Source organism: Piscibacillus halophilus (assembly GCF_900110685.1).
Lineage (GTDB): Bacteria > Bacillota > Bacilli > Bacillales > Alkalibacillaceae > Piscibacillus > Piscibacillus halophilus.
Genome location: NZ_FOES01000013.1, coordinates 1 through 21,504, shown reverse-complemented (window position 1 = coordinate 21,504; position 21,504 = coordinate 1). Strand labels below are relative to the sequence as shown.

General features: G+C 37.1%; 24 protein-coding genes. 8 read left to right on the top strand and 16 right to left on the bottom strand.

Annotated features, from left to right (window positions below):
* The first annotated feature begins 523 nt into the window (after positions 1-523).
* The 6 genes from BMY57_RS07780 (at position 524) to BMY57_RS07755 (ending at position 5,886) form a co-directional block, all read left to right on the top strand.
* Positions 524-1,492, top strand: a complete 969-nt coding sequence (locus tag BMY57_RS07780) for an ABC transporter ATP-binding protein (RefSeq protein WP_091773456.1) — start codon at positions 524-526, stop codon at positions 1,490-1,492.
* 14 nt (positions 1,493-1,506) lie between these two features.
* Entirely contained in the window at positions 1,507-2,160 is a 654-nt protein-coding gene (locus BMY57_RS07775) for an ABC transporter permease (RefSeq protein ID WP_091773495.1), read from the top strand.
* An 11-nt stretch (positions 2,161-2,171) separates the two neighbouring features.
* Positions 2,172-3,080, top strand: a complete 909-nt coding sequence (locus tag BMY57_RS07770; protein WP_256205273.1) for a glycine betaine ABC transporter substrate-binding protein — start codon at positions 2,172-2,174, stop codon at positions 3,078-3,080.
* A 129-nt stretch (positions 3,081-3,209) separates the two neighbouring features.
* Positions 3,210-3,617 (top strand): preQ(1) synthase, encoded by a 408-nt coding sequence (gene queF, locus BMY57_RS07765; protein ID WP_091773455.1) that lies wholly within the window; start codon positions 3,210-3,212, stop codon positions 3,615-3,617.
* Positions 3,607-4,254, top strand: a complete 648-nt coding sequence (locus BMY57_RS07760; protein ID WP_091773454.1) for a queuosine precursor transporter — start codon at positions 3,607-3,609, stop codon at positions 4,252-4,254. Before queF ends, BMY57_RS07760 begins: the two co-directional genes overlap by 11 nt.
* Positions 4,255-4,431: 177 nt before the next feature.
* Positions 4,432-5,886 (top strand): UDP-N-acetylmuramoyl-L-alanyl-D-glutamate--2,6-diaminopimelate ligase, encoded by a 1,455-nt coding sequence (locus tag BMY57_RS07755; protein WP_177176348.1) that lies wholly within the window; start codon positions 4,432-4,434, stop codon positions 5,884-5,886.
* A gap of 113 nt (positions 5,887-5,999) precedes the next feature.
* Here the strand turns inward: BMY57_RS07755 and phoU are convergent, their stop codons facing one another.
* The 8 genes from phoU to BMY57_RS07715 all read right to left on the bottom strand — a co-directional run bounded on the left by phoU (position 6,000) and on the right by BMY57_RS07715 (position 12,491).
* Positions 6,000-6,656, bottom strand: coding sequence for a phosphate signaling complex protein PhoU (phoU, locus tag BMY57_RS07750; RefSeq protein ID WP_091773452.1), 657 nt, complete (start codon positions 6,654-6,656; stop codon positions 6,000-6,002).
* A 26-nt stretch (positions 6,657-6,682) separates the two neighbouring features.
* On the bottom strand, positions 6,683-7,492 hold the full coding sequence (gene pstB / locus BMY57_RS07745; protein WP_091773451.1) for a phosphate ABC transporter ATP-binding protein PstB: 810 nt from the start codon (positions 7,490-7,492) through the stop codon (positions 6,683-6,685).
* Between the two features lie 18 nt (positions 7,493-7,510).
* Complete coding sequence (gene pstA / locus BMY57_RS07740) at positions 7,511-8,395, bottom strand: phosphate ABC transporter permease PstA (RefSeq protein ID WP_091773450.1); 885 nt, start codon at positions 8,393-8,395, stop codon at positions 7,511-7,513.
* 1 nt (position 8,396) lies between these two features.
* Positions 8,397-9,350: a phosphate ABC transporter permease subunit PstC gene (gene pstC, locus BMY57_RS07735; protein WP_091773449.1), complete on the bottom strand. Its 954-nt coding sequence runs from the start codon at positions 9,348-9,350 to the stop codon at positions 8,397-8,399.
* A 67-nt stretch (positions 9,351-9,417) separates the two neighbouring features.
* Positions 9,418-10,455, bottom strand: coding sequence for a PstS family phosphate ABC transporter substrate-binding protein (locus tag BMY57_RS07730; protein ID WP_091773448.1), 1,038 nt, complete (start codon positions 10,453-10,455; stop codon positions 9,418-9,420).
* Positions 10,456-10,686: 231 nt separating this feature from the next.
* Complete coding sequence (locus tag BMY57_RS07725) at positions 10,687-11,751, bottom strand: hypothetical protein (RefSeq protein ID WP_091773447.1); 1,065 nt, start codon at positions 11,749-11,751, stop codon at positions 10,687-10,689.
* 93 nt (positions 11,752-11,844) lie between these two features.
* Positions 11,845-12,162, bottom strand: coding sequence for a DMT family transporter (locus BMY57_RS07720; protein ID WP_091773446.1), 318 nt, complete (start codon positions 12,160-12,162; stop codon positions 11,845-11,847).
* Positions 12,162-12,491: a DMT family transporter gene (locus tag BMY57_RS07715; RefSeq protein ID WP_091773445.1), complete on the bottom strand. Its 330-nt coding sequence runs from the start codon at positions 12,489-12,491 to the stop codon at positions 12,162-12,164. Before BMY57_RS07715 ends, BMY57_RS07720 begins: the two co-directional genes overlap by 1 nt.
* A 169-nt stretch (positions 12,492-12,660) precedes the next feature.
* On the opposite strand from BMY57_RS07715, the gene BMY57_RS07710 reads away from it, so the two are divergent.
* Both BMY57_RS07710 and BMY57_RS07705 read left to right on the top strand, forming a co-directional pair.
* Entirely contained in the window at positions 12,661-13,446 is a 786-nt protein-coding gene (locus tag BMY57_RS07710) for an ion transporter (RefSeq protein WP_091773444.1), read from the top strand.
* 72 nt (positions 13,447-13,518) lie between these two features.
* A complete protein-coding gene (locus BMY57_RS07705) occupies positions 13,519-14,187 on the top strand; it encodes a polysaccharide deacetylase family protein (RefSeq protein WP_091773443.1) in 669 nt (222 codons plus the stop codon).
* A gap of 383 nt (positions 14,188-14,570) precedes the next feature.
* Here the strand turns inward: BMY57_RS07705 and BMY57_RS07700 are convergent, their stop codons facing one another.
* The 8 genes from BMY57_RS07700 to BMY57_RS07665 form a co-directional block, all read right to left on the bottom strand.
* The gene (locus BMY57_RS07700) at positions 14,571-15,185 is read right to left on the bottom strand and encodes a spore coat protein (RefSeq protein WP_246247430.1); all 615 of its coding nucleotides are present in this window, start codon (positions 15,183-15,185) and stop codon (positions 14,571-14,573) included.
* Positions 15,186-15,416: 231 nt separating this feature from the next.
* Positions 15,417-16,550 (bottom strand): bifunctional cystathionine gamma-lyase/homocysteine desulfhydrase, encoded by a 1,134-nt coding sequence (locus BMY57_RS07695; protein ID WP_091773441.1) that lies wholly within the window; start codon positions 16,548-16,550, stop codon positions 15,417-15,419.
* Positions 16,551-17,474 (bottom strand): PLP-dependent cysteine synthase family protein, encoded by a 924-nt coding sequence (locus BMY57_RS07690; RefSeq protein WP_091773440.1) that lies wholly within the window; start codon positions 17,472-17,474, stop codon positions 16,551-16,553.
* Between the two features lie 3 nt (positions 17,475-17,477).
* Positions 17,478-17,951, bottom strand: a complete 474-nt coding sequence (locus BMY57_RS07685; RefSeq protein WP_091773439.1) for an S-ribosylhomocysteine lyase — start codon at positions 17,949-17,951, stop codon at positions 17,478-17,480.
* A gap of 45 nt (positions 17,952-17,996) precedes the next feature.
* Entirely contained in the window at positions 17,997-18,632 is a 636-nt protein-coding gene (locus tag BMY57_RS07680) for a class I SAM-dependent DNA methyltransferase (protein WP_091773438.1), read from the bottom strand.
* A 165-nt stretch (positions 18,633-18,797) separates the two neighbouring features.
* A complete protein-coding gene (gene pdxK / locus BMY57_RS07675) occupies positions 18,798-19,607 on the bottom strand; it encodes a pyridoxine/pyridoxal/pyridoxamine kinase (RefSeq protein ID WP_091773437.1) in 810 nt (269 codons plus the stop codon).
* A gap of 83 nt (positions 19,608-19,690) precedes the next feature.
* A complete protein-coding gene (locus BMY57_RS07670) occupies positions 19,691-20,932 on the bottom strand; it encodes an MFS transporter (protein ID WP_256205272.1) in 1,242 nt (413 codons plus the stop codon).
* A 244-nt stretch (positions 20,933-21,176) separates the two neighbouring features.
* Positions 21,177-21,504 (bottom strand): IS3 family transposase (locus tag BMY57_RS07665; protein WP_143063799.1); only part of this gene is annotated, 328 nt, incomplete at its 5' end.

The window sequence follows — 21,504 nt, the reverse complement described above, 5'->3', positions numbered from 1 at the left end:
GAGGAGTATGGGACAAAAGATAAATAGGTTAATATACCGAACAAAAATGGAGTTAGCGTAGTCAAAATGCGAGACTCCAGGTCGGTTTAAAGTGGCCACGTCCTGCGCCTGCGATTACTCGGCGCAAAGTAATGCACAGGTGTATCACAAGTAGCATTTGTGGCCAACGCCGACACTAGATCGTCCAGATCGTCGCAGAACAGCACGAGCTGAGGGGCCACAGGATGTTGCGTCATTAGCCCGAACATCCTTAAATCTTCGAACGGAAGTGAGTTTGGGGAAGTTGAAGCCGTGCCTGCGGAAAGCGAAGCATTTTGACGTAGCTACCATAAAGAAGGCGAACTAAGGATGTTTAATACAGTCTAATGTTCGCCTTTTTTATATAATAATTATTCTTGTCTCAGCCTCCTCCCTAATAAAATTCTTATACTCCTCCCACTTGATAAAAATCTTTATGTTAAACTAGTTTGTTTTGATATACTTTTTTTAAAGTAGGGTATGTAACAGAAGGAGGGAGAAATGGTTGATTCAATTTAAGAATTTAAATAAAGATTTTGACGACGGTACTGAAGCATTAAAAGGAATAGATCTAAATCTACAACCCGGTGCATTAACTTGTATTATTGGTCCAAGTGGTTGTGGAAAAACAACTCTATTAAAACATATAAATCGCCTTATTTCCCCGAGTGAAGGTGATATTATAATTGATGGTGAATCCATTTATGGAAAAGATGTTGTTGAACTAAGGCGTTCAATAGGATATGTCATTCAGCAAATTGGTTTATTTCCGCATATGACGATTGCTGAAAATATAGCGGTTGTCCCCAAATTACTCGGATGGACGAAAGGTCAAATTGATCAACGTGTCAATGATATGTTAGATATGGTGAACCTAGAGCCAGATGTTTTCCGCAATCGTTTTCCACTGGAACTCAGTGGTGGGCAGCAACAAAGGGTAGGGGTGGCACGAGCATTAGTCGGTAATCCAGATATTATTTTAATGGATGAACCTTTTAGTGCATTAGACCCGATCAGTCGTGAGCAACTGCAGGATCAGCTTAAAGATTTACATAGTCAATTACAAAAAACCATCGTTTTTGTAACGCATGATATGGATGAAGCCTTAAAGATTGCTGACCAAATTGTGATTTTACGGAAAGGTGAAGTCGAACAATATGGAACTCCAGACGAAATTTTACAGTCTCCGCGTACTGAATTTGTAAAATCGTTTATTGGGGAAGACAGAATGACTCGGTATTTAAAAACCACTAATAAAACGGCAAAATATTATCAGGATTGGTTTACGATGGCTGCACCTTCTGACCCTAGCAAAGAAGTACAAGCCTTAGCAGAACTTGATGAATTAATTCATTTGTTTGTTGATGAAAAGTTTGACGTAGTCGCTGTAAAAGAAAACGATGAACTATTAGGTTATTTAACAAAAGATTCATTTATTAAAGCGTTAACCTCAGAAAGAGGTGAGCTATCGTGAGTTGGTTAAAAGGAATGTATAACGGGTTTAATGAGTTCTTCTTAACAGTCGTTGATCGTAGGGAATTGATTCAAATGGCTTTTATTGAGCACTTATGGTTATCTTTTGTTTCAATTTCTATTGCATGTTTAATATCATTACCATTAGGCATATGGATTGCTAGAGCTAAACGGTTTGCAGAACCTATGATTGGAGTTACAGCGGTCTTACAAACGATTCCGAGCCTAGCCTTATTTGGATTTCTCGTCCCACTGATTGGAATAGGAACGAACACAGCCTTAATCGCGCTTACAATATATGCATTACTTCCGATTGTTCGAAACACTTACACGGGGATCTCGCGAGTCAGTCCTGCGATGATTGAGGCAGCAAGTGCAATGGGTATGACTTCAAGACAACGTTTATTCAAAGTTGAATTCCCTTTAGCCATACCTTTTATTATGGCAGGAATTCGAACGGCTACAGTCTTAACGGTTGGAGTCGCGACATTGGCAACGTTCGTCGGTGCTGGTGGATTAGGAGATGTCATATATCGCGGTCTTCAATCATATAAACCATATTTAATTTTAGCGGGAGCCATTCCTGTGGCAGTTTTAGCTAATATGTTTGATTTTATTTTAAAACATCTAGAGAAAAAATCGACACCTAAAGGTATGAGGATTAAATAGGGAGGATTATGATGGTTAAGCGAAAAAGGTTATTTTTTATGATCAGCATATTATTTGTAAGTTTATTAGCAGCTTGTGGATCATCAGGTAGTGATGAAGGAACAATTAAAATTGGCGGTAAGCCATGGACAGAGCAATACATTTTACCTCAAATTGTAGGGCAGTATATAGAAGCCCATACGGATTTAGATGTTCAATATGAAGATGGATTAGGTGAAGTAGCTGTCATCACACCTGCCATTGATCAAGGTGATATTGATATTTATGTAGAATATACAGGAACTGGTTTAGAAGCGGTTTTGAATGAACAGGCGGAAGAAAGAGAATCTTCGGAAAGTGTTTTTCAACGAGTGAAGGAAGGATATGAAGAAAAGTTTAACGTGACTTGGTTAGAGCCTTTAGGCTTCGAAAATACTTACACACTGGCATACCATCCTGATGCTGATTATGATGCTCAGACTTTTTCTGATTTAGTTGAGGTGTCACAAAACCAAGAGATGTCATTTGGAGCTCCTCACCCATTTTATGAGCGTGAAGGTGATGGGTATGATGCTATGATTGAAACCTATCCATTTGACTTCAGTCGAACAGACTCTTTAGATCCTAACGTGATGTATGAAGCAGTATACAATAAGGAAGTTGATTTAATCCCTGCATTTACGACTGATGGTAAAATTGAGCGGTATGGCTTACAAGCAACTACTGATGATTTAGGATTTTTCCCGAAGTATGATGCAGCACCTCTAATTAGAATGGAAACGCTAGAAAATCATCCTGAGCTTGAGGACGTCATAAATGAATTGGCTGGTCAAATTTCTGAAGAAGAAATGCAAGAAATGAATGCTAAAGTCGATATTGATGATATGAAGGCAGAAGTTGTCGCAGAAGAATTTTTGAAAGGCAAAGGCTTAATTGATTAAGACGGGAGTTTTCCCGTCTTTTTTTGTCCTTTTATAAATGGACATATGCTGTTATAATTGATATTTGTGTGTGAAAGCACATAGCAGTTCGAAAAATCCTGCTTAATCAAAACTAAGGAGATGATCAATATGTCAGAGAACTATTATTTACCTAGGTCAGGGCCAATGCCAAGACCGAATAGCGTCGAGGAAGGGCGCGAAATATTAAAGAACGAAGCCTTTGGTGCGCCAAACGTCCAAGAAATCACGTTTAATGCATTAGAATTTACGGCGGTTTGTCCGAAGACTGGTCAGCCTGATTTTGGCCGAGTTGAAATCTCATATACGCCACAAGATAAATGTATTGAATCTAAGTCATTAAAGTTTTATCTTTGGTCTTTCAGGGATCAAGGTGCCTTCTGTGAGTCATTAGCGGCACAAATTGCGGATGATGTCATGTATGCGATTGATCCAAAACGTGTTGAAGTGACGGTCTATCAATCGGCGCGTGGTGGTATTGAGCTAACCACGAAAGCGGTGCGTGAACATGACAAATAAAGATCAGAAGCTTATTTTACTCAATGTGATCTTTGCCAGCGCGTTAGTAGTCGCAAATGTGATCGCTGGTAAAATTGTCATGTTAGGCGAAAACTTTACTATTCCAGCAGCCGTTGTCGTATATGCAGTCACGTTTTTAATAACAGATATTATTCATGAGAATTATGGACGAGAACAAGCAAAACAGACAATTATTTTTGGGTTTATTGCCCAAATTTTCGCCAGTATCATGATTTTTTTAGGACAGCTATTACCAGTGGCACCATTTGCGCAGGAGTCACAACAAGCATATGAAACGTTGCTCGGGCAAAATGCGCGCTTTGTCATCGCTTCACTTGCAGCTTATCTCACATCACAATACCTTGATGTTCTCATATTCTCTAAATTGAAGAAAATGACGAATACTAAATATAAATGGTTAAGAAATAATGTGAGTACGGCATCTTCACAATTAATTGATACAACCGTATTTATCACAATTGCTTTTATCGGTTCAGTGCCTAATCTTTGGATGATGATTCTAAGTCAATATGTCATTAAGTTAGGTATTGCTGCTCTCGATACACCAATTTTTTATTGGTTAACGAGGAAGCAGAAACAAACAACTGTTGACCAATCAATTAAAGCAACTTCTTAAATAACAACGCTTCGGGGGATCATTCTCGCGAAGCGTTTTTCATACTTAACAAAATACGGTATGTTTAGGGAGAAATTAACATAATAAATGTACTTTTGGATTACAGAAAATTAGTTATTCATCAAGTATAATGGGGTAAACTAAAACAAGGTTTCAAAGATGTTTGGAGGAACTACAATGAATTTAAACGAGCTACTGACAAACGTCGATGTTATACATCACCGTAACCTTGACGATATCAATGTTGATTTTATTACCGACGACTCTAGAGAAGTTAAACCTGGGTCCATGTTTGTCGCTGTTAGAGGCTATGAGCATGATGGACACGTTTATATAGATGAAGCCATTCAAAATGGTGCCAGTGTAATAGTAGGAGAGAAGGATCTAGAACTATTAGTACCGTATGTACAAGTTCGAAATAGTAAAAAAGCGTTAGGTCAAATATTATGTCAATATTATAAGCAACCATCTGCTTGTAAAAAAGTGATAGGTGTAACGGGGACGAATGGTAAAACAACGACAAGTTATATGCTAAAAGCGATTTTTGAACAAAATAACTATTCCGTTGGGATTATTGGTACGATTGAATATTTTATTAATGGTGAATCACGTCCAAGTCAAAACACGACGCCTGGGACAGCCATGTTACAAAAGCTCCTTTATGAGAGCGTGGATGATGTCATTATTATTGAAATTTCATCTCATGCCTTAAAACAATGCCGAGTAGAAGGAGTTCAATTAGATGCGGCTATTTTTACTAACTTAGATTCAGAGCATTTAGATTATCATAAAAGTATGACAGAGTATTTTGAATCGAAGTTTAAAATATTCGATTTGTTAAAGCCACATGGTTATGCTTTGGTAAATAGGGATGATGAGTGGGGAGAAAAAGCTTATCATTTATTAAGAGAAAAAGGCACTCATGTCTACACTGTTGGGACAAGCTCAAAAGCTGATGCACAAATTCATCGACAAGATACGAGTGTGACATTGAAGGCGATTAATACTAATGTTTTGCTAAATTTAAAAATGCCTGGAATTCATAATCGATTTAATGCAGCGTTCAGCCTAATGGTAGGAGAGTTATTTGATTTAGAGTTAAGTGAAACTGTAGACGCACTAAATCATGTAGAAAAGGTAAAAGGAAGGTTTGAAGTTGTCAATTTCCCAGGAAATATAACAGTTGTTGTCGATTATGCTCATACACCAAAAGGGTTTTATCATTGCTTAAACGCCGTAAGAGAATCAGGTGCTAATCGCATCATTCATGTATTTGGATTCCGAGGGTCGCGCTATTCAACAAAGCGTGAAGTGATGATGAATGAATCGCTAAAGGTGAGCGATTATTATATATTAACGTTTGATGATTTAAACGGATCAACGGAAGAAGAGATGAGACAAATATTAAAATATTTCCACGACCATCATGGATCTAGTAAAGGGGAAGTCATACCTGACCGAACAATCGCAATCGAAAGAGCTATTAAATTAGCCAATGATGGTGATTGGATTATTATTACCGGAAAAGGGCATGAACAATATAAAGGGAATTTTGCACTTGGAACGAAAACGGATTTAGAAACGGTAGAAACATTAATGAACAGAGCCCGGCAGATAACTCGTTTAAGTTAAGCGGATGAGCTGTTTAAAAACAACTCATTCGCTTTTTTGTTATAAAAAAGAAAAACTCAGCATTTCGCCAAGTTTTTCTTTAGGGGGTAACCTATATATATCAATTAGGGGGATTAGGTATTTAAATCAACATGCTTGCCTTTCACTAAATAAATAATGCCTTCTGCGATGTTCGTGACATGGTCTGCTGCACGTTCTAAATAGCGACTGATAAAAGCAAGCTGTGTAATTTGACTAATTTCGTCTGGATGCTTTGTCATGTGCGTGAGAAGTGTTTCAATTGATGAACCATATTGATGATCGACTTTATCATCAATACGAGAAATTTCGAATGCTGTTTCCATATTTTCTTCAATATAAGCTTCAATTACAAGGTCAATCATCTGTTCAACGACAGATGCGGTCATTAATATTTGTTGCTTTTCTTCTGGTAAAGTATCTGTTCCAATGCGAATGACTGATTTGGCGATATTTACGGCAAGATCGCCAATTCGTTCTATGTCATTTGTTACTTTTAACGTTATTACAAGCCTTCTTAAATCTTTTGCAACCGGTTGTTCTTTCGCTATTAACCAAATGGCTTGGTCGTTAATCTCATCTTCAATAGCATTAATTTTTTCGTCTTGATTAATAACATCTTGTGCTTGTTGCAAGTCTTGATGTTCTAACGCATAAAGGGATTTAGATAAAGATGTTTTAGCCATTTCACTCATTTTAAGCACTTGTTGTTTTAATGCACTTAATTTTTCTTCAAAATTTTCCCTTACCATAAAAGCAAGCTCCTCTCGTATGAGTTTTATCCGAAACGACCCGTAATATAGTCTTCTGTACGTTGATCAGAAGGGTTAGAGAATAATGTTTCAGTGTCTGCAAATTCAACAATTTCTCCGTTTAAGAAAAAGGCAGTTTTGTCTGAAATTCGAGCAGCTTGCTGCATGTTATGAGTCACAATAACAATGCTGTAATCTTCTTTAAGCTGTTGTACTAATTCTTCTACTTTTAAAGTCGAGATTGGGTCTAAGGCAGATGTTGGCTCATCCATTAAAATGACATCTGGTTCGATTGCTAATGTTCGAGCGATACATAAACGTTGTTGCTGTCCACCAGATAAACCATAGGCATTCTCTTTTAGACGATCTTTAACTTCATCCCAGATAAAGGCGTCTTTGAAGCTCTTTTCAACAATCTCATCTAATATTTTTTTGTTACGGATGCCATGAATCTTAGGCCCATAAGCTACATTTTCATAAATTGATTTTGGAAACGGGTTCGGTTTTTGAAAAACCATACCTACGCGAGTGCGTAGTTCTTCCACTTTAAAGTTCTTATTTAAAATATTTTGGCTTCTGTATTCAATATCTCCTGATGTTTTAACAGTAGGGACCATATCGACCATTCGATTTAACGTTTTAAGATAGGTTGATTTACCACAACCAGATGGACCGATAATGGCTGTAATTTCCTTTTCATTAATCGCTAGGTTGATATCTTTTAACGCGTGTGTATCGCCATACCAAAGATTTAAATTTTTAGTATTAAATACGATGTTCTGTTTAGTATCTGGAGCTTTTTTTATGCTTGGGTTTTTCACAGTTGCTAAACTCATCTAAATCACTCCTCAAAATTAATAACGATGCTGGAACTTGTTACGAATAAAGATCGCAGCTGAATTTAATAAGAATAACAGTAAAAGTAATACGATAATGGTTGCGGCAGCAAGGTTTGCGTATTCTTCTACTAGGGATGAATCTAATGTCCAATAGTAAATTTGCATTGGTAATGCTGTGAATTTATCAAAAATGCCTCCTGGAAACGGAATAAGCAATGCTGGAATTCCAATTACGGTTAATGGTGCTGTCTCACCAATGGCACGCGATATAGCTAAAATGGCTCCTGTTAACATACCAGGTAGTGCTGCTGGAAGGATAATCCGTCGAATTGTTTGCCATTTTGTAGCTCCCATACCGTAAGACGCTTCCATTAAGTGTTGCGGCACTGATCGAATAGATTCTTGAGCTGCTACAATCACAATCGGTAAAATAAGCAAGGAAAGCGTTAGACCTCCTGCTAATACGATGTTGCCGAAATCCATAGCCCGAACAAAAATGGTTAATCCTAAAATTCCGTATACGATGGATGGTACACCTGCTAAATTCGAAATGTTGGTCTGAATGAGAGACTGTATTTTACCGCCTTTTAGGTAAAGCTCAAGGAATAAAGCTGTCCCAATTCCAATGACGATTGTTACTGGAATGACGACTACCATAAGCCAGAACGTTCCTAAGATGGCTCCCATAATTCCTGCTCTACTTGCTTCAGTAGAAAGACGTCCGGTTATAAAATCCATATTGATTGCGCTTAGCCCTTGTGTGAAAACTTGTATGAGTAAGGCAGCTAATACGACTAATCCAATGGTTGTTGAGATAAAAAATATATATTTAAGGATGTTATTTTTAACAATCCGGGTATTCATTTTCTTTTGTACTTGCTGGATATCAATATAATTCATGCTAGTATTCCTCCCTAAACTTGCGAGAGACGTAGCGTGCTAATAAGTTCATAATTAATGTGAAGACAAATAATGTCATCGCAACAGCATATAAGCTAAAATATATCGTTGATCCGGCTGGTGCTTCACCACCGGCAACTTCTACAATATAAGCGGTCATCGTTTGCATAGATTCGGTAATATCAAAGGTAAAGTTTTTAGAGCTACCACTTGCAATGGTGACAATCATTGTTTCACCGATTGCGCGTGAAATTCCTAAAATAAATGAAGCAATAATACCTGATAAGGCAGCTGGAATAACAACTTTAAACGTTGACTCCAGTCTTGTCGCACCTAAGGCAAATGCACCTTCTCGCATTGAATTCGGTACTGAGCTCATTGCATCCTCAGATAATGATGCGATCATAGGGATAATCATAACTCCCATTACTATTCCAGGACTTAAAATATTCGTCGCGTCGATTGATGGCCAAATAGAACGTAATATAGGTGTTACGAACGTAAAGGCAAAGAAACCATATACAATGGTTGGGATTCCTGCTAAAACTTCTAACATGGGTTTAAGCACACGTCTTACACGATCTGAAGCATATTCACTAAGATAAATGGCTGCCATGATCCCAATCGGACCAGCTACTAACATTGCAATCAAAGAAGAGAGAATCGTTCCATTGATTAATGGCAAAATGCCGAACTCTGGATTTTGACTTAACGGCTTAAGAACCGTTCCTGTAAAGAAATCTATGATGGGTACTTGCTTAAAAAATTCAATTGTTTCGTTCAATAACGTATAAATAATTCCTACAGTTGTTAAAATCGATATTAATGCAAATAAGAATAAAATGATTGGGACTAATTTTTCGGTAATGGTGGATAGACTTTTGGTATTTTTCTTATGATCAATCATCTCTCTAACTGAGAGTTTTTGTTTCTTCGTTTGGCTATGAGATGTCATGGTGACTTTCCTCCTTCCAGGGAAAAAGCAAACTAAAATGAGAGCAGAGAAGCTCTCATTTTAGCCATTACTTAAGTTCTTTAAGCTCTTCAGCTAATTGATTTGTTTCTTCATTTGGTAAAGGTGCGAAACCAACCTCACCTGCGTAATCATTAACGTTTTCCATTAGCCAAATTGCGTAATCTAATACTTGAGGTTTTTCTTCTGCTTGATTCACATTTAAATATGTGAAGACTGGACGTGTGAAGTTTGCATATTCTCCATCTTCAGCAATCGTATCTAATGATGGTTCAACTGGGCCATCACCGAAATCGACATGAACGGCTTTTACTTGGTCTTGGTTGTTGTCATAGTAACCAAATCCGAAGAAACCAATTGCGTTTTTATCTTCTGCTACTAATGTAACAAGTGTTGAATATTCTTGTTGTAAGTTGATGCTGTCAACTAAGTCTTGTTCTTCTAATATGTTCTCATAGAAAAACTCATAAGTTCCGTGGTTTTCATTTGGACCGTAAGTCTGAATTTCTTCATCTGGCCAAGAATCGTCAATATCTGACCATTTCGTATATTCACCTAAGAAAATATCGATGACTTGTTGTTCGGTTAGTTCAGTTGCGAAATCATTTTCTGGGTTAATGACAATCGTTAACCCATCAAGAGCTACTTTTAATTCTTTTACGTCAATTCCTAATTCTTCAGCTTTTTCTGCTTCTTCATCTTTAATTAAACGAGAGGCATCGTTGAAGTCTGTTCCGTCTTCTACTAAGAACTTTTCAAAGCCTGCGCTTGTTCCTGAACGGCTAACTTCGACTGAGACATTTGGTTGAGCATTGACCATATATTCTTCAGCCATTTTTGACATTAGCGGATAAACTGTTCCCGAGCCGTCTATGACGACACTACCTTCTAGTTCTTCGCTGTCTGTATTTTCTTCTTCGTTATTTTCACTAGTTTCTTCCTCGTTGCTTTCACCGCTAGTTTCAGTTGATTCTTCAGATTCGTTATTTGAACTATCATCTGAATTATCATCTGAACCACAAGCAGCTAGTGCTACTAATAATAGAGTTAAGATCGATAGAAAGAAAACCTTTGACCATTTAGTCATTGTCATGTCCCCCTTAGGAATTTTCTAATTTTTTGGTACAAATTCATCATAATAAGAATGGGGACAAATGTCTGTAAAGTAAGTGTAAAGATAAGGTTAAGAAATTGTAAATCCCTGTCGTGGAAGGTTTTACGTCTATTTTTATGATTTATTTTTTTAAGAAAAATAGTCGATATTAGAAGAATATTTGTAAGAAATGTAGGGAAAGTAGAACTAGAACTAATGATTCTATTAATCAGTTACAAAATAAAGGCGAGCAATTTCGTGATCCATTCTTAATGGGACATAAATAAACGATCTCATGTCTTTAGTGAACAGGTGAGATAGCGGTCCTTTTAATTCACCAGGTTTTTGTTCATAGCTTACCATAGTCTTCATGTTTTCTAGTTGATGTTCAATCTCACGTGAGATGGACAAATAGTTGCTAGGGAAGGCTATATTCCAATCGTCACTTTTGATTAGAAGACTCACTTCGTCACAATTCATGAAGTCTTTCAGTTCAGTCATGGATTGGGCAAAACCATCTTTTAGCATGTAAGTGTTCAAGTTACGAGTTAGACGAAACATTCTTTTTAATCGATTCTTCTCAGTGTTTAATCGAACAAAACTAGAACCAATTAAAGCCATCGCAATAAGCGGGGAGAAAAAGAAGAAGAAAGAAAAGACGTCCGCACTACCTCTGTTTTGATTACCTAATACATAAAGGATGATTCCATATAAGAAAGAAAAAGCTCCACTAGCAGATTCTGAGATTAATTTGTGTTTCCAATTTTCAAATGTGTATGGCTGTGGTCGTAACCATAATACAATGTCTACGAGTAGGTTATTAATGACGTAAAAAAAGATTAGGAAGGTGAGGTATGTCATGATGCCATCTAATCTATTCGAAGTAAAAGCTAATTCATCAATTGAGTAGATTGAAGTGACGAATATATAAGTTATAAATACACTAATGACCAATTGAGCGGGATTGAATAAGATTGAACGAATTGGGCGTTTGTGTAACAAGTTTACTACCAAAACAATCATACTGTATACAACAATGGTCATCGAAAGCCCATACATGATTAAAATAATAAATATAATAGGAAAGTTAATGGTGGTAAAACCTTTCCATACAGGGAAAGGGTAGTATTCAGTGATCCCTAAGAAAAAGATTAATAAGAGTAATATGAAAAGTGAATCAGGTGTGGGATGGAGTTGAGTAAAAGCTCCTATGATGATGGCCCACCCGCCTAGTGTGATGATCATCATATAAAGCTTTGCCAGTGATTCTCGTTGCTGGTGATTTACCATTTAGATCCCCCTAAACCCGCAATTTCAAATTTCGTCATAATATAACATTCGTGTTATTCGACCAATTTCCTGCCGTTTAGGGGGTGGTTATTGTTATGAAGCAATTAGTTTGAGTCCAATTGTTGCCGTTATAATAGTGGCAATCATTAAAATGCGAATAGCATTAGCCCGTTCTTTAAACCAAATGATTCCAATGACTGCACTTCCGGCTGCCCCAATACCGGTCCATACCGCATAAGCGGTACCCATTGGTAAAACCTTCATTGAAAAAGAAAGTAATGCAAAGCTTAATGAAAAGGATAAAATAAGCAAGGCAAGAGCACCCCAGCTTTTCCTTTGATGGTAAATATTAATCATTAATACTCCAATCATTTCAAATAAACCTGCAACAATCAGAGATCCCCAATACATTAAGCTTCACCTCGTTCTTCTGTTACTAATTTTAGACCGATGACACCAATTAACAGAAAAGCAATGAAGCCAATTCTTAAAAAGCTAAATGGTTCACCGAAGAAGACAATATCTGAAACAACTGTACCAGCGGTTCCAAGGCCGACAAATACCGCATAAGACGTACCGACCGGCAATGTTTCACCAGCCTTAATGAGTAAGTAGAAACTAATAAATATCGCAACAATCGTTCCTGCCCATTCTATGTAATGGCTTGCATGTTTTAAGCCAATGACCCAAATCACTTCAAAGAATGCACCAATAAAGACTTGTAACCACGCTTTTTGCATCGAATCATTCCTTTAAGATAGAGGAAACCCGAGAGTTAAATTTCTCCCGGGTTTTTTAATCCATCATGATGTCATCATTTTATCACGACCTAAAGGTTAATTCTATTGAAACAGGTTAGCTATTAAACGTATAATCATTGTGTGGATATAAAAAAGGGAGAGTAAGCCGATGCAAGTATGGAGTCAACGTATTGTTGAGAATAAAGCGTTTCAAAATACTATTATCTTATTAATTTTAATAAATGCAGTTTTAATCGGTATGGAAACATACCCTAACATATATGAGCAATATGGATCGATATTGAATGTGTTAGATGTTGTGATTTTAGCGATTTTCACCATTGAGATTATTTTAAAATTAATCGCTTCAGAACCAACGGGTAAGTTTTTTAAAGACGGGTGGAATGTGTTCGACTTTGTCATTGTTGCCTTCAGCTTTATCTTTGTTGGTTCCACGTACGTTACCGTATTACGTATATTACGTGTTTTAAGGTTATTTAGAACGATTTCGGTCATTCCCTCGTTACGGAAGTTAGTGAATGCACTATTAATGACTCTGCCGTCATTAGGAACGATTATGCTCTTGTTAGGTATCGTGTTCTACATTTTTAGTGTTATTGGAACCGTGTTATATAGTGATGTTAATGCCGAGTATTTTGGTACAATTCAGCATACGGCTTTAACATTGTTCCAAATGATTACATTAGAGTCATGGGCTAGTGGTGTCATGCGGCCAGTGATGGAGGATGCGCCTTATTCATGGATTTATTTTGTAACATTTATTTTAGCGGGTTCTTTCGTTGTCCTTAATCTATTTGTCGGTGTTATTGTTAATAACTTTGAGAAAGTTGAAAAGATCGAAAATGGGGATGACGATGAAGAAAAATTAAAAGAAGAAATTAGTCATTTAAGACAGGAAATTCGTGAGTTAAAAGAAATGATTAAAAAAGGATGAATAATTTTTGCTATAATTGGAGAAATTATGACACACCGAGTAAAAATGCCTTAAGAAAGTGAGGCATCATTGATGGTCAAACAATTATTTATGTTGGGGTGTCTTGGAATTACTTGCTTATCTATGCCTTATAAGGTGGAAGGAGAGCGAGCTTTCCCGGTTTATGAGGTCAACCGAGACTATATTACAGGTCTACCAGATGGTTATGTAGCGTTAACTTTTGATGACGGACCATCGGAATATACGAAAGATATTGCGGACATCTTAGCTGAGCATGGTGTAGCAGGAACGTTTTTCTTTATTGGTAAGAATATTGAAGATTATCCCGAGATAGTTCGGTATGTTGAAGAACAAGGGCATATTATTGGAAGTCATTCTTATGATCATCGTAATTTAAATGAATTAACTCCACCTTTATTAGAAAATGACATCCTTGAATCCATTACGGGTCTTGAGGGTTTAGTTGGACGACAAGTAGAGTTATTTCGCCCACCATTCGGTTCGGCTGATGATGAAGTTGTTGAAGTTATAAAAGAGAATGGGTTAAAGACCGTGATGTGGAACCGTGATCCAAAAGATTGGGAAGCGGAAAATGCTCAAGATATAGTCAGTTATTTTTCCTCAGTCGATTCTTCAGGCGGAATTTATATTTTGCACGAAAATGCTGAGACCGTTCGAGCATTGCCTCAAATTCTTAGTCACTTAGAGTCAGAGGATTTACAAGTCGTTGGATTGCAATAAAAAAGGGGTGCCCCTTCAGTCATGCTATAAGACTTTAGGGGCAGCCCCTTTTTTGTATTATGAATCACTATTCTTTTTGTTTCCTTTAGAGTATTTACCTTGGCGGCCGTATTCTTTGTTCGTTTGTCTACTACGCTCTTCACCGCTTCTTCCACGATTCTGATTGTTAGAAGTCATTTGAATCAGCCTCCTTTTCTTATGATTTATAGTTTATATACCCTCTGTTTCTTCAAATATGTTAGTCAAATAGGGCTAAATTTCACTAAATATTTTCAATAATTGAAAACATTAGTGTCTAAGAGGAGACTAGTGATTCATTGCAAGAGGAGACAGATAAACAAAAGCTGCCCTATTCATAAAAAACTTAGGGCAGCTCTTACTCATTAGTGCTGTTGTTGTGAAGCGTGAGTAAATCCGTTTAACAGCTGATTTTGTGTTTGTTGATCAAATTGTGCAACTTGATAATAACCATTGTCATTTTGATAAAGGAAAATCTCATACGCCATCTCACAAAAGTTTGGAACACTATCTTGTAATACACGACGTACAACAGGGTTTGTTGCTTCAAGCGCGGCCATCGTTGCTCCAGAAGCACACTGTTTTAAATGACCTAGCATAAAGCCAGAATAACATTCATCATTGAATTGTTGAGGGTTTTCTTTAGGCTGTTTAGGTTGTCCTGGAGTTAATCCATACGTGACATCATTACTTAATTCCATGTTATACGTAGTTGTTGGTTGTGGAGGGCGTTGTCCAGTTTGAAAAGCATCTACAAGTGTATTATACGTTTGCTGCATATATTGGTATTGTCGGTTTAAAATATTTTTTAACTGAGTGTCTTGAATACCTTGTTCGTAAAGTTTATAGTGCTCCATTGCGCCAATTAATCCACCTAAAACCTCCTTAACATCATAAATTTCGTGAGCTGAATGGCTTTGTTGAGCTGGCATTTGATTAGAGTTCTTCATCTGACTATTTGGATTTTGCTGTTGTTGCATACTCATCCTCCTCGTATATAGTAATACAATATTAAGGTGGGTAAAATCGACTTTAATTATGCACAATTAAGGTTGTTAGTTATTTAAAAATACTATAGATCTTTCCAGTAAATGAGGAGAATAGATGTTAAGAAAATACTTAAGATAAAGGTAATGAATGTAATGTGAGCAAAGTGTTTATCTGAAACAGAAAAAAGCTGCTCCAAGTATTTGGAACAGCTTCGACTTTTATTAAGATAACGCCTGTTTAAGATCTTCTAATAAATCTTCAATATCTTCAATACCAACAGATATACGAATCAAACCGTCTGTGATCCCTAATTCCTCACGACGGTCTTTAGGAATAGAGGCGTGAGTCATTTTAGCCGGAACAGAAATTAAGCTTTCAACAGCTCCTAAGCTTTCGGCTAAAGTAAAATATTTAAGCTTCGAGATGACTTCTCCAGCTTTTTCTTCAGTCCCTACATCAAATGAAACCATTGCTCCAAATCCTGATGCTTGGGTTTGTGCAGTTTCATGGCCATGATGATGAGAAAGACCTGGATAAAAAACGTTTTCTACGTTTGGATGATCCTCTAGAAATTCAACAATTGCTTTTGTATTATGCTCATGTTCTTCCATACGGATTCCTAAAGTTTTAATTCCACGTATTAACAACCAAGAATCTTGTGGTCCTAATATAGCTCCAGTTGAGTTTTGGACAAAATGTAATTCCTCACCCAATGTTTCGTCATTTACGACAACTAAACCAGCTACAACATCACTGTGGCCACCAAGGTACTTCGTTGCACTGTGTAACACGACATCGGCACCAAGTGCTAATGGATTTTGAAAGTATGGTGTAATAAACGTATTATCGACGATCGTCAATAAATTGTGGTCTTTAGCTACACGAACAGCTTCTTTAATGTCTGTCACCTTAAGAAGCGGGTTTGTAGGCGTTTCGATAAAAAGAGCCTTAGTGTTTTCACGAACAGCTTCTTTAATTTTTGTCACATCGCTTGTATCAACAAATGTGGATTCAATACCAAGGCGATTTAACACTTTCGTCATAACACGATAAGTACCGCCATACACATCATCTGTTAAAATGACATGATCGCCACTATTTAATAGCATCATCACGGATGTAATAGCTGCCATTCCGGAACCAAAAGCAAACCCTCGTTTACCACCTTCAATATCTTTAATAAGCTCTTCTAAAGCGTGACGTGTTGGATTTCCTGTTCTTGAGTATTCATAACCTTTATGGTTTCCTACTGATTCTTGCTGGTACGTACTGACTTGATATATTGGGGTTGATACGGCACCAGTCGTTTCGTCTCCAAAGATCCCACCATGAATAAATTGTGTTTTCTTTCTCATTTAATCCCATCCTTCGTAAATGTGTTTACTTAAGTATCGTTCACTACTGTCTGGAAATACGGTGACAATATGACTTCCAGGCTTTGCTTTTGAAGCCTCATTTAGGCAAGCTTGAAAGGCACATCCAGACGATGAAGCAACTAATAACCCTTCATATTTTGCTAACATTTTAACTTGTTGAAAAGCTTCTTGATCAGGGATGGTATGAATGTTATCAAAATATTTTGTGTCCATATAATTAGGGAGAAATTCCATACCAATTCCTTCTGTTTCATGTGGTCCTGATTCACCGCCGTTTAGAATTGAGCCTTCAGGTTCTACAATAACAGTCTTAATAGATGAATCTTGTTCTTTAAGATATTTTGCTGTTCCCATAAAAGTACCACCTGTACCAGCACCGGCAACAAACATATCTATTTGTCCATCCAGATCACGATAAATTTCGGGTCCAAGGGTTTTATAATATGCGTTGGGATTTGCAGGATTGGAAAATTGGGAAGGAGAGAAGGAATCTTTAATTCGGCTTTGCAATTCTTTCGCTTTTTCAATAGCACCTTCCATACCACGTTCGGTATCGGTATGAACAATTTCGGCACCTAATGCTTTCATAAGTGTTTGTTTTTCAATGCTGAATTTTTCTGGGACAACAAAGATGATTCTAAATCCCTTATTAATCGCAGCGAGTGCTAAGCCAATTCCTGTGTTTCCAGCTGTTGGTTCAATAATCGTTCCATTAGGTTTTAACTTGCCTTTTTCCATGGCGTCGTTGATTAATTCAATGCCCAGGCGGTCTTTTATACTGCCGCCTGGGTTGAAGTATTCTAATTTAGCAAAGATTCGACATTGATTAGGGATGTCGACATTTTTAATTTCAAGAAGTGGAGTGTTTCCAATTAAATCTTGAATATTAGAAACGTAATTCATTCATTATGCTTCCTCTCCAAAAACATCAGACCATTCATCAGACTGATCAAGCATTTCTTGTGCCAGTTCTTTCGCACCTTCTAAGCTGTGATTGGCTGCCCATCCACACTGAACCTCATTACAAGCTGGTACTTCCTTGGCCTCTAAAACATCCTTAAAGGTTTTTTCAAGAGCTTCTAGAATTTCCTCATAGTTGTCATGATTTAAGACAGCTAGATAAAATCCTGTTTGGCATCCCATTGGACCAATGTCGATTACATTGTCTAAGTGGTTACGAATGTTCTCCGCCATTAAGTGTTCAATGGAATGTAGGGCATCCATCTTCATATGAGCTTTGTTTGGCTGCTTAAAACGGATATCATATTTATGAATGGTATCTCCATGTTGACCTTTTGTAACACCGACTAAACGTACATAAGGTGCTTTAACCTTCGTATGGTCAAGGTTGAAGCTTTCGACGTTCATTTTTTTAGTCATATACATTCTCCTCTCAATACTATGTTTACTTTTATGATAACGAATTCATTGTTTTTTAGCATTCATTAACCATACAAAATCATTTAATTTCTGAAAACTTACATTGAAACCAGCTTTTTCTGCAATTGATTTCATTTTCGGAATCGTTGTATAGTATTCTCGCTTTAAATCAGCGGCTAATTTGAGATATCCTTTTTGTTCAGCGTCTTGAATGGTCTGTTGATATGATAAATCATCTTCAAAAATCGTATCTGCAAAAATGATCTGACCTTGATCAGATAGAAGGTCATAATAGATTTGAAATGCTTCAAATTTTTCATCATCCGTTAAATGGTGAAAGGCATAACTACTTGTAATTGAATCGACTTGACCTAACTCTGGAAATATTAAAAAATCTCCATCCCATATTCGTTCTTTTGGAAAACGAGCTTTAGCAATGGCTCGCATTTTTTCATTTGGCTCAATCCCAATAACATCCAAATGATGATCTATTAATTGTTCAAATAAATTCCCCGTTCCCACTCCAAACTCAACAGTTAATCCTGAAGCTTTTGATGCTACAGAATTTAAAATGGATTCATAGTCTTTAAAGACATCTTGATATTCAAGGTTTCGACCTTGTACAGCGTCGTTATAAGACTCTGCCCATTCATCAAATATATTCATAAACTCTCGTCCCAAGTTGTTGTCACCTCTAAATAATAGTATTCCTACCTGTTTAATAGGAATTATATTCAATAATATTATATCATGTGAATGGGCAATATCGCAAATTGATAAAAATGGTTAAAAAGGGGAGGGGGAGGATATAAAAAACTGAGAAATCGGTCAAAACCGACTTCTCAGTTATAATTTAACGTGGTTGTGACGGTTGGCAAATTGATTAACCGAACCAACGTACTGGTTGAGCTCTGAAGCACCTTCGATCGCATTTGTAATAAATGTTTTAGCTGATTTAATAGCTTCTAATGGCTCTTGACCTTTTGCAATATAAGCCGTAATGGCAGAGGCAAATGTACAACCAGCGCCGTGCGTATATGTTGTATCAATTGTGGATGTTTCAATTAAAATAAACTCATTACCTGCATAAAAGACATCGACCGCTTTGTCGCCTTCAACGTCTGAGCCGCCTTTTACAATTACGTTTTTTGCACCTAAATCATAAATACGTTCAGCCGCTTCTTTCATTTCATCAACTGTTGTGATATTAGACATCTGAGCTAATTGACCCGCCTCGAATAAGTTAGGTGTTGTAACGAGTGCTTTAGGTACTAAAACATTACGTAAAGCCTCTGAGTTTTCGGGGTGTAAAGCTTCATCTTGACCCTTACAAACTAAAACAGGGTCCACCACAGCTGGAAGATCATGTTTTTCTATAACTTCTGCTGCTAATTCAATGATTTCAGCCGTTGGGAGCATACCTGTTTTCATGATATCGACACCGACACCATCTAAAATAGTGTGTAGTTGTGCTTTGACGGTATCATAATCTATTGGGTAAACGTCATGAGCCCAGTTGGTTGATGGATTTTGGGCAACAATCGTCGTCAACGCTGTCATTGGGTAAATTCCAATTTCTTGTGACGTTTTAATATCTGCTTGAATCCCAGCTCCGCCGCTTGTGTCGGAACCAGCTAATACTAACGCTTTTTTCATAAAAACTCCCTCACTTTCATTCATCCTGTTTGTATTTTAAGGCAATTTCACAGGCATGACAAATAAGTTATGCTAGTAAAACATTATGATGTTGAATGCTTAGTGCTTGAGTGCATAGAAGAGTTTGCGTGATCTTCTTTTAATTTAATAAATAAAAGTATGGCGCCACATGCAAATAACATGACACTCGTCATAATAAAGACGGTTGATATACTATACCATCCCGCAACGACTCCACCTAAGATTGGGCCAAGAACGTTACCTAAGAAACGTAGACTTGTGCTATAGCCCATGACTTCACCTTGCATATTGATAGGTGCAGCCTGACGGATATAAGCCATTCTTACAGGGATAATGCCACCTAACGTGACGCCGAGTAAGAATCTTACAATCACGAGCTGCCATACTTCATTGACAAATGCTCCAGGTAAATAGACAATGCCTGCAGCCATCAATAGGAGGATAAGAATTTTTTCATATCCAACTTTATCAGCCAGTCGCCCCCAACGTCTTGTCATTAACAAGTTTCCCAAACCTGTAATAGAAAAGGCGATTCCAGAAATGAATGCTATATTCGCTGGTCCATTTAATTCACTAACGTATAAAGCCAAGATTGGTTGAACGGCAAAGTGAGCAACTTGGATAAACATCGATAGAATGATTACAGAAATCAACATTGGTTGTTTGAGTATAAACGTAAAGACTTCTTTTCTAGAATAGCTTTCCTGTTCGTTTTCATCATCTTTTACTCTAAATTCTTTAAGGCCAAATATGACTAAGAATCCTGCTATAAAGATCGTGACAGATGTTAACTGGAATGCTTGAGCATAGCCAAATGTATCAGCGAGGATTCCTCCGAGCATTGGTCCCATCAACGTTCCTGTAACGGTTCCTGTTTGTAGAGTTCCTAATACTCGACCCGAGATGCCTCTTTCAGTTTGTGTTGAAATCAAGGCTTGTGATAGCGGGATAAATCCAGTAAAAACTCCCATGATAAATCTTAATAAAAATAATTGGAAAACTGTTTGCACTTCTCCCATTAAAAAGACACTTGTTCCTAAACCAAAGGCGGCGATGATTAAAATAGGTTTTCGACCGTAACGGTCACCGACTCTTCCCCAAATAGGAGAGACTAAAAAGGCAGTTAAGAATGTAATACCGAACGTATAACCTGACCATGTTTGAACAAAGTCGTCTGAGAAATTGCCGAACGTTTCAATATATAAAGAGAGGAACGGCATAACCATAGTCATACTACCTGCAACAAAAAAATTGGCGAACCACATGATCGCCAAGTTACGCTTTGCTAATGATTGTTGATCCAATGTTGACCCTTCTTTCTGATATTTCGGAAGCCGATTATTTCGCTAGGCTAAATAGTATCACAATTTATTCTGAATGTCGAATAGACTGCTCACCTTATAAAAAGCCTTATTATATAGGGATGGAGATCAATTTTGATTAAATAAGTACTAGGCATTTCTAAAAAATAGTAAAAAAGTCATTAAGCCTATAAAAAACTCCCGCATCATTGAACTGTACCCTCAAAAGTGGACAGTTTTAAAAAAACTAGGCAGCTAAAAGATGATCTCGATATTGATTCGGGGTCATCTTTTTTAGTGTCCATTGATATCTTGATATGTTGTAATTTAACACATATTCATTGATTAATGAATTCAATTCTTCGATGGTATGACAACTCTTTATATCTACTTCATCTTTCAAATGGCCAAAGAAGGATTCCATCGGTGCGTTGTCCCAACAGTTTCCCTTTCGGGACATGGATTGTGTAAAACCTTGCTCATTAATTTCTTTTTGAAATTCTGGATGTGTATAATGAAACCCTTGATCAGAATGAAAGTAACTCTCAAGTGGAACTTCAAAGCCATTCTCAAAT

Coding starts and splice junctions, on each gene's coding strand:
- BMY57_RS07775 (WP_091773495.1), top strand. CDS start 1,507: ATGTATAACGGGTTTAATGAGTTCTTCTTAACAGTCGTTGATCGTAGG.
- BMY57_RS07770 (WP_256205273.1), top strand. CDS start 2,172: ATGGTTAAGCGAAAAAGGTTATTTTTTATGATCAGCATATTATTTGTA.
- queF (WP_091773455.1), top strand. CDS start 3,210: ATGTCAGAGAACTATTATTTACCTAGGTCAGGGCCAATGCCAAGACCG.
- BMY57_RS07760 (WP_091773454.1), top strand. CDS start 3,607: ATGACAAATAAAGATCAGAAGCTTATTTTACTCAATGTGATCTTTGCC.
- BMY57_RS07755 (WP_177176348.1), top strand. CDS start 4,432: ATGAATTTAAACGAGCTACTGACAAACGTCGATGTTATACATCACCGT.
- phoU (WP_091773452.1), bottom strand. CDS start 6,656: ATGGTAAGGGAAAATTTTGAAGAAAAATTAAGTGCATTAAAACAACAA.
- pstB (WP_091773451.1), bottom strand. CDS start 7,492: ATGAGTTTAGCAACTGTGAAAAACCCAAGCATAAAAAAAGCTCCAGAT.
- pstA (WP_091773450.1), bottom strand. CDS start 8,395: ATGAATTATATTGATATCCAGCAAGTACAAAAGAAAATGAATACCCGG.
- pstC (WP_091773449.1), bottom strand. CDS start 9,350: ATGACATCTCATAGCCAAACGAAGAAACAAAAACTCTCAGTTAGAGAG.
- BMY57_RS07730 (WP_091773448.1), bottom strand. CDS start 10,455: ATGACTAAATGGTCAAAGGTTTTCTTTCTATCGATCTTAACTCTATTA.
- BMY57_RS07725 (WP_091773447.1), bottom strand. CDS start 11,751: ATGGTAAATCACCAGCAACGAGAATCACTGGCAAAGCTTTATATGATG.
- BMY57_RS07720 (WP_091773446.1), bottom strand. CDS start 12,162: ATGTATTGGGGATCTCTGATTGTTGCAGGTTTATTTGAAATGATTGGA.
- BMY57_RS07715 (WP_091773445.1), bottom strand. CDS start 12,491: ATGCAAAAAGCGTGGTTACAAGTCTTTATTGGTGCATTCTTTGAAGTG.
- BMY57_RS07710 (WP_091773444.1), top strand. CDS start 12,661: ATGCAAGTATGGAGTCAACGTATTGTTGAGAATAAAGCGTTTCAAAAT.
- BMY57_RS07705 (WP_091773443.1), top strand. CDS start 13,519: ATGGTCAAACAATTATTTATGTTGGGGTGTCTTGGAATTACTTGCTTA.
- BMY57_RS07700 (WP_246247430.1), bottom strand. CDS start 15,185: ATGCAACAACAGCAAAATCCAAATAGTCAGATGAAGAACTCTAATCAA.
- BMY57_RS07695 (WP_091773441.1), bottom strand. CDS start 16,550: ATGAGAAAGAAAACACAATTTATTCATGGTGGGATCTTTGGAGACGAA.
- BMY57_RS07690 (WP_091773440.1), bottom strand. CDS start 17,474: ATGAATTACGTTTCTAATATTCAAGATTTAATTGGAAACACTCCACTT.
- BMY57_RS07685 (WP_091773439.1), bottom strand. CDS start 17,951: ATGACTAAAAAAATGAACGTCGAAAGCTTCAACCTTGACCATACGAAG.
- pdxK (WP_091773437.1), bottom strand. CDS start 19,607: ATGAAAAAAGCGTTAGTATTAGCTGGTTCCGACACAAGCGGCGGAGCT.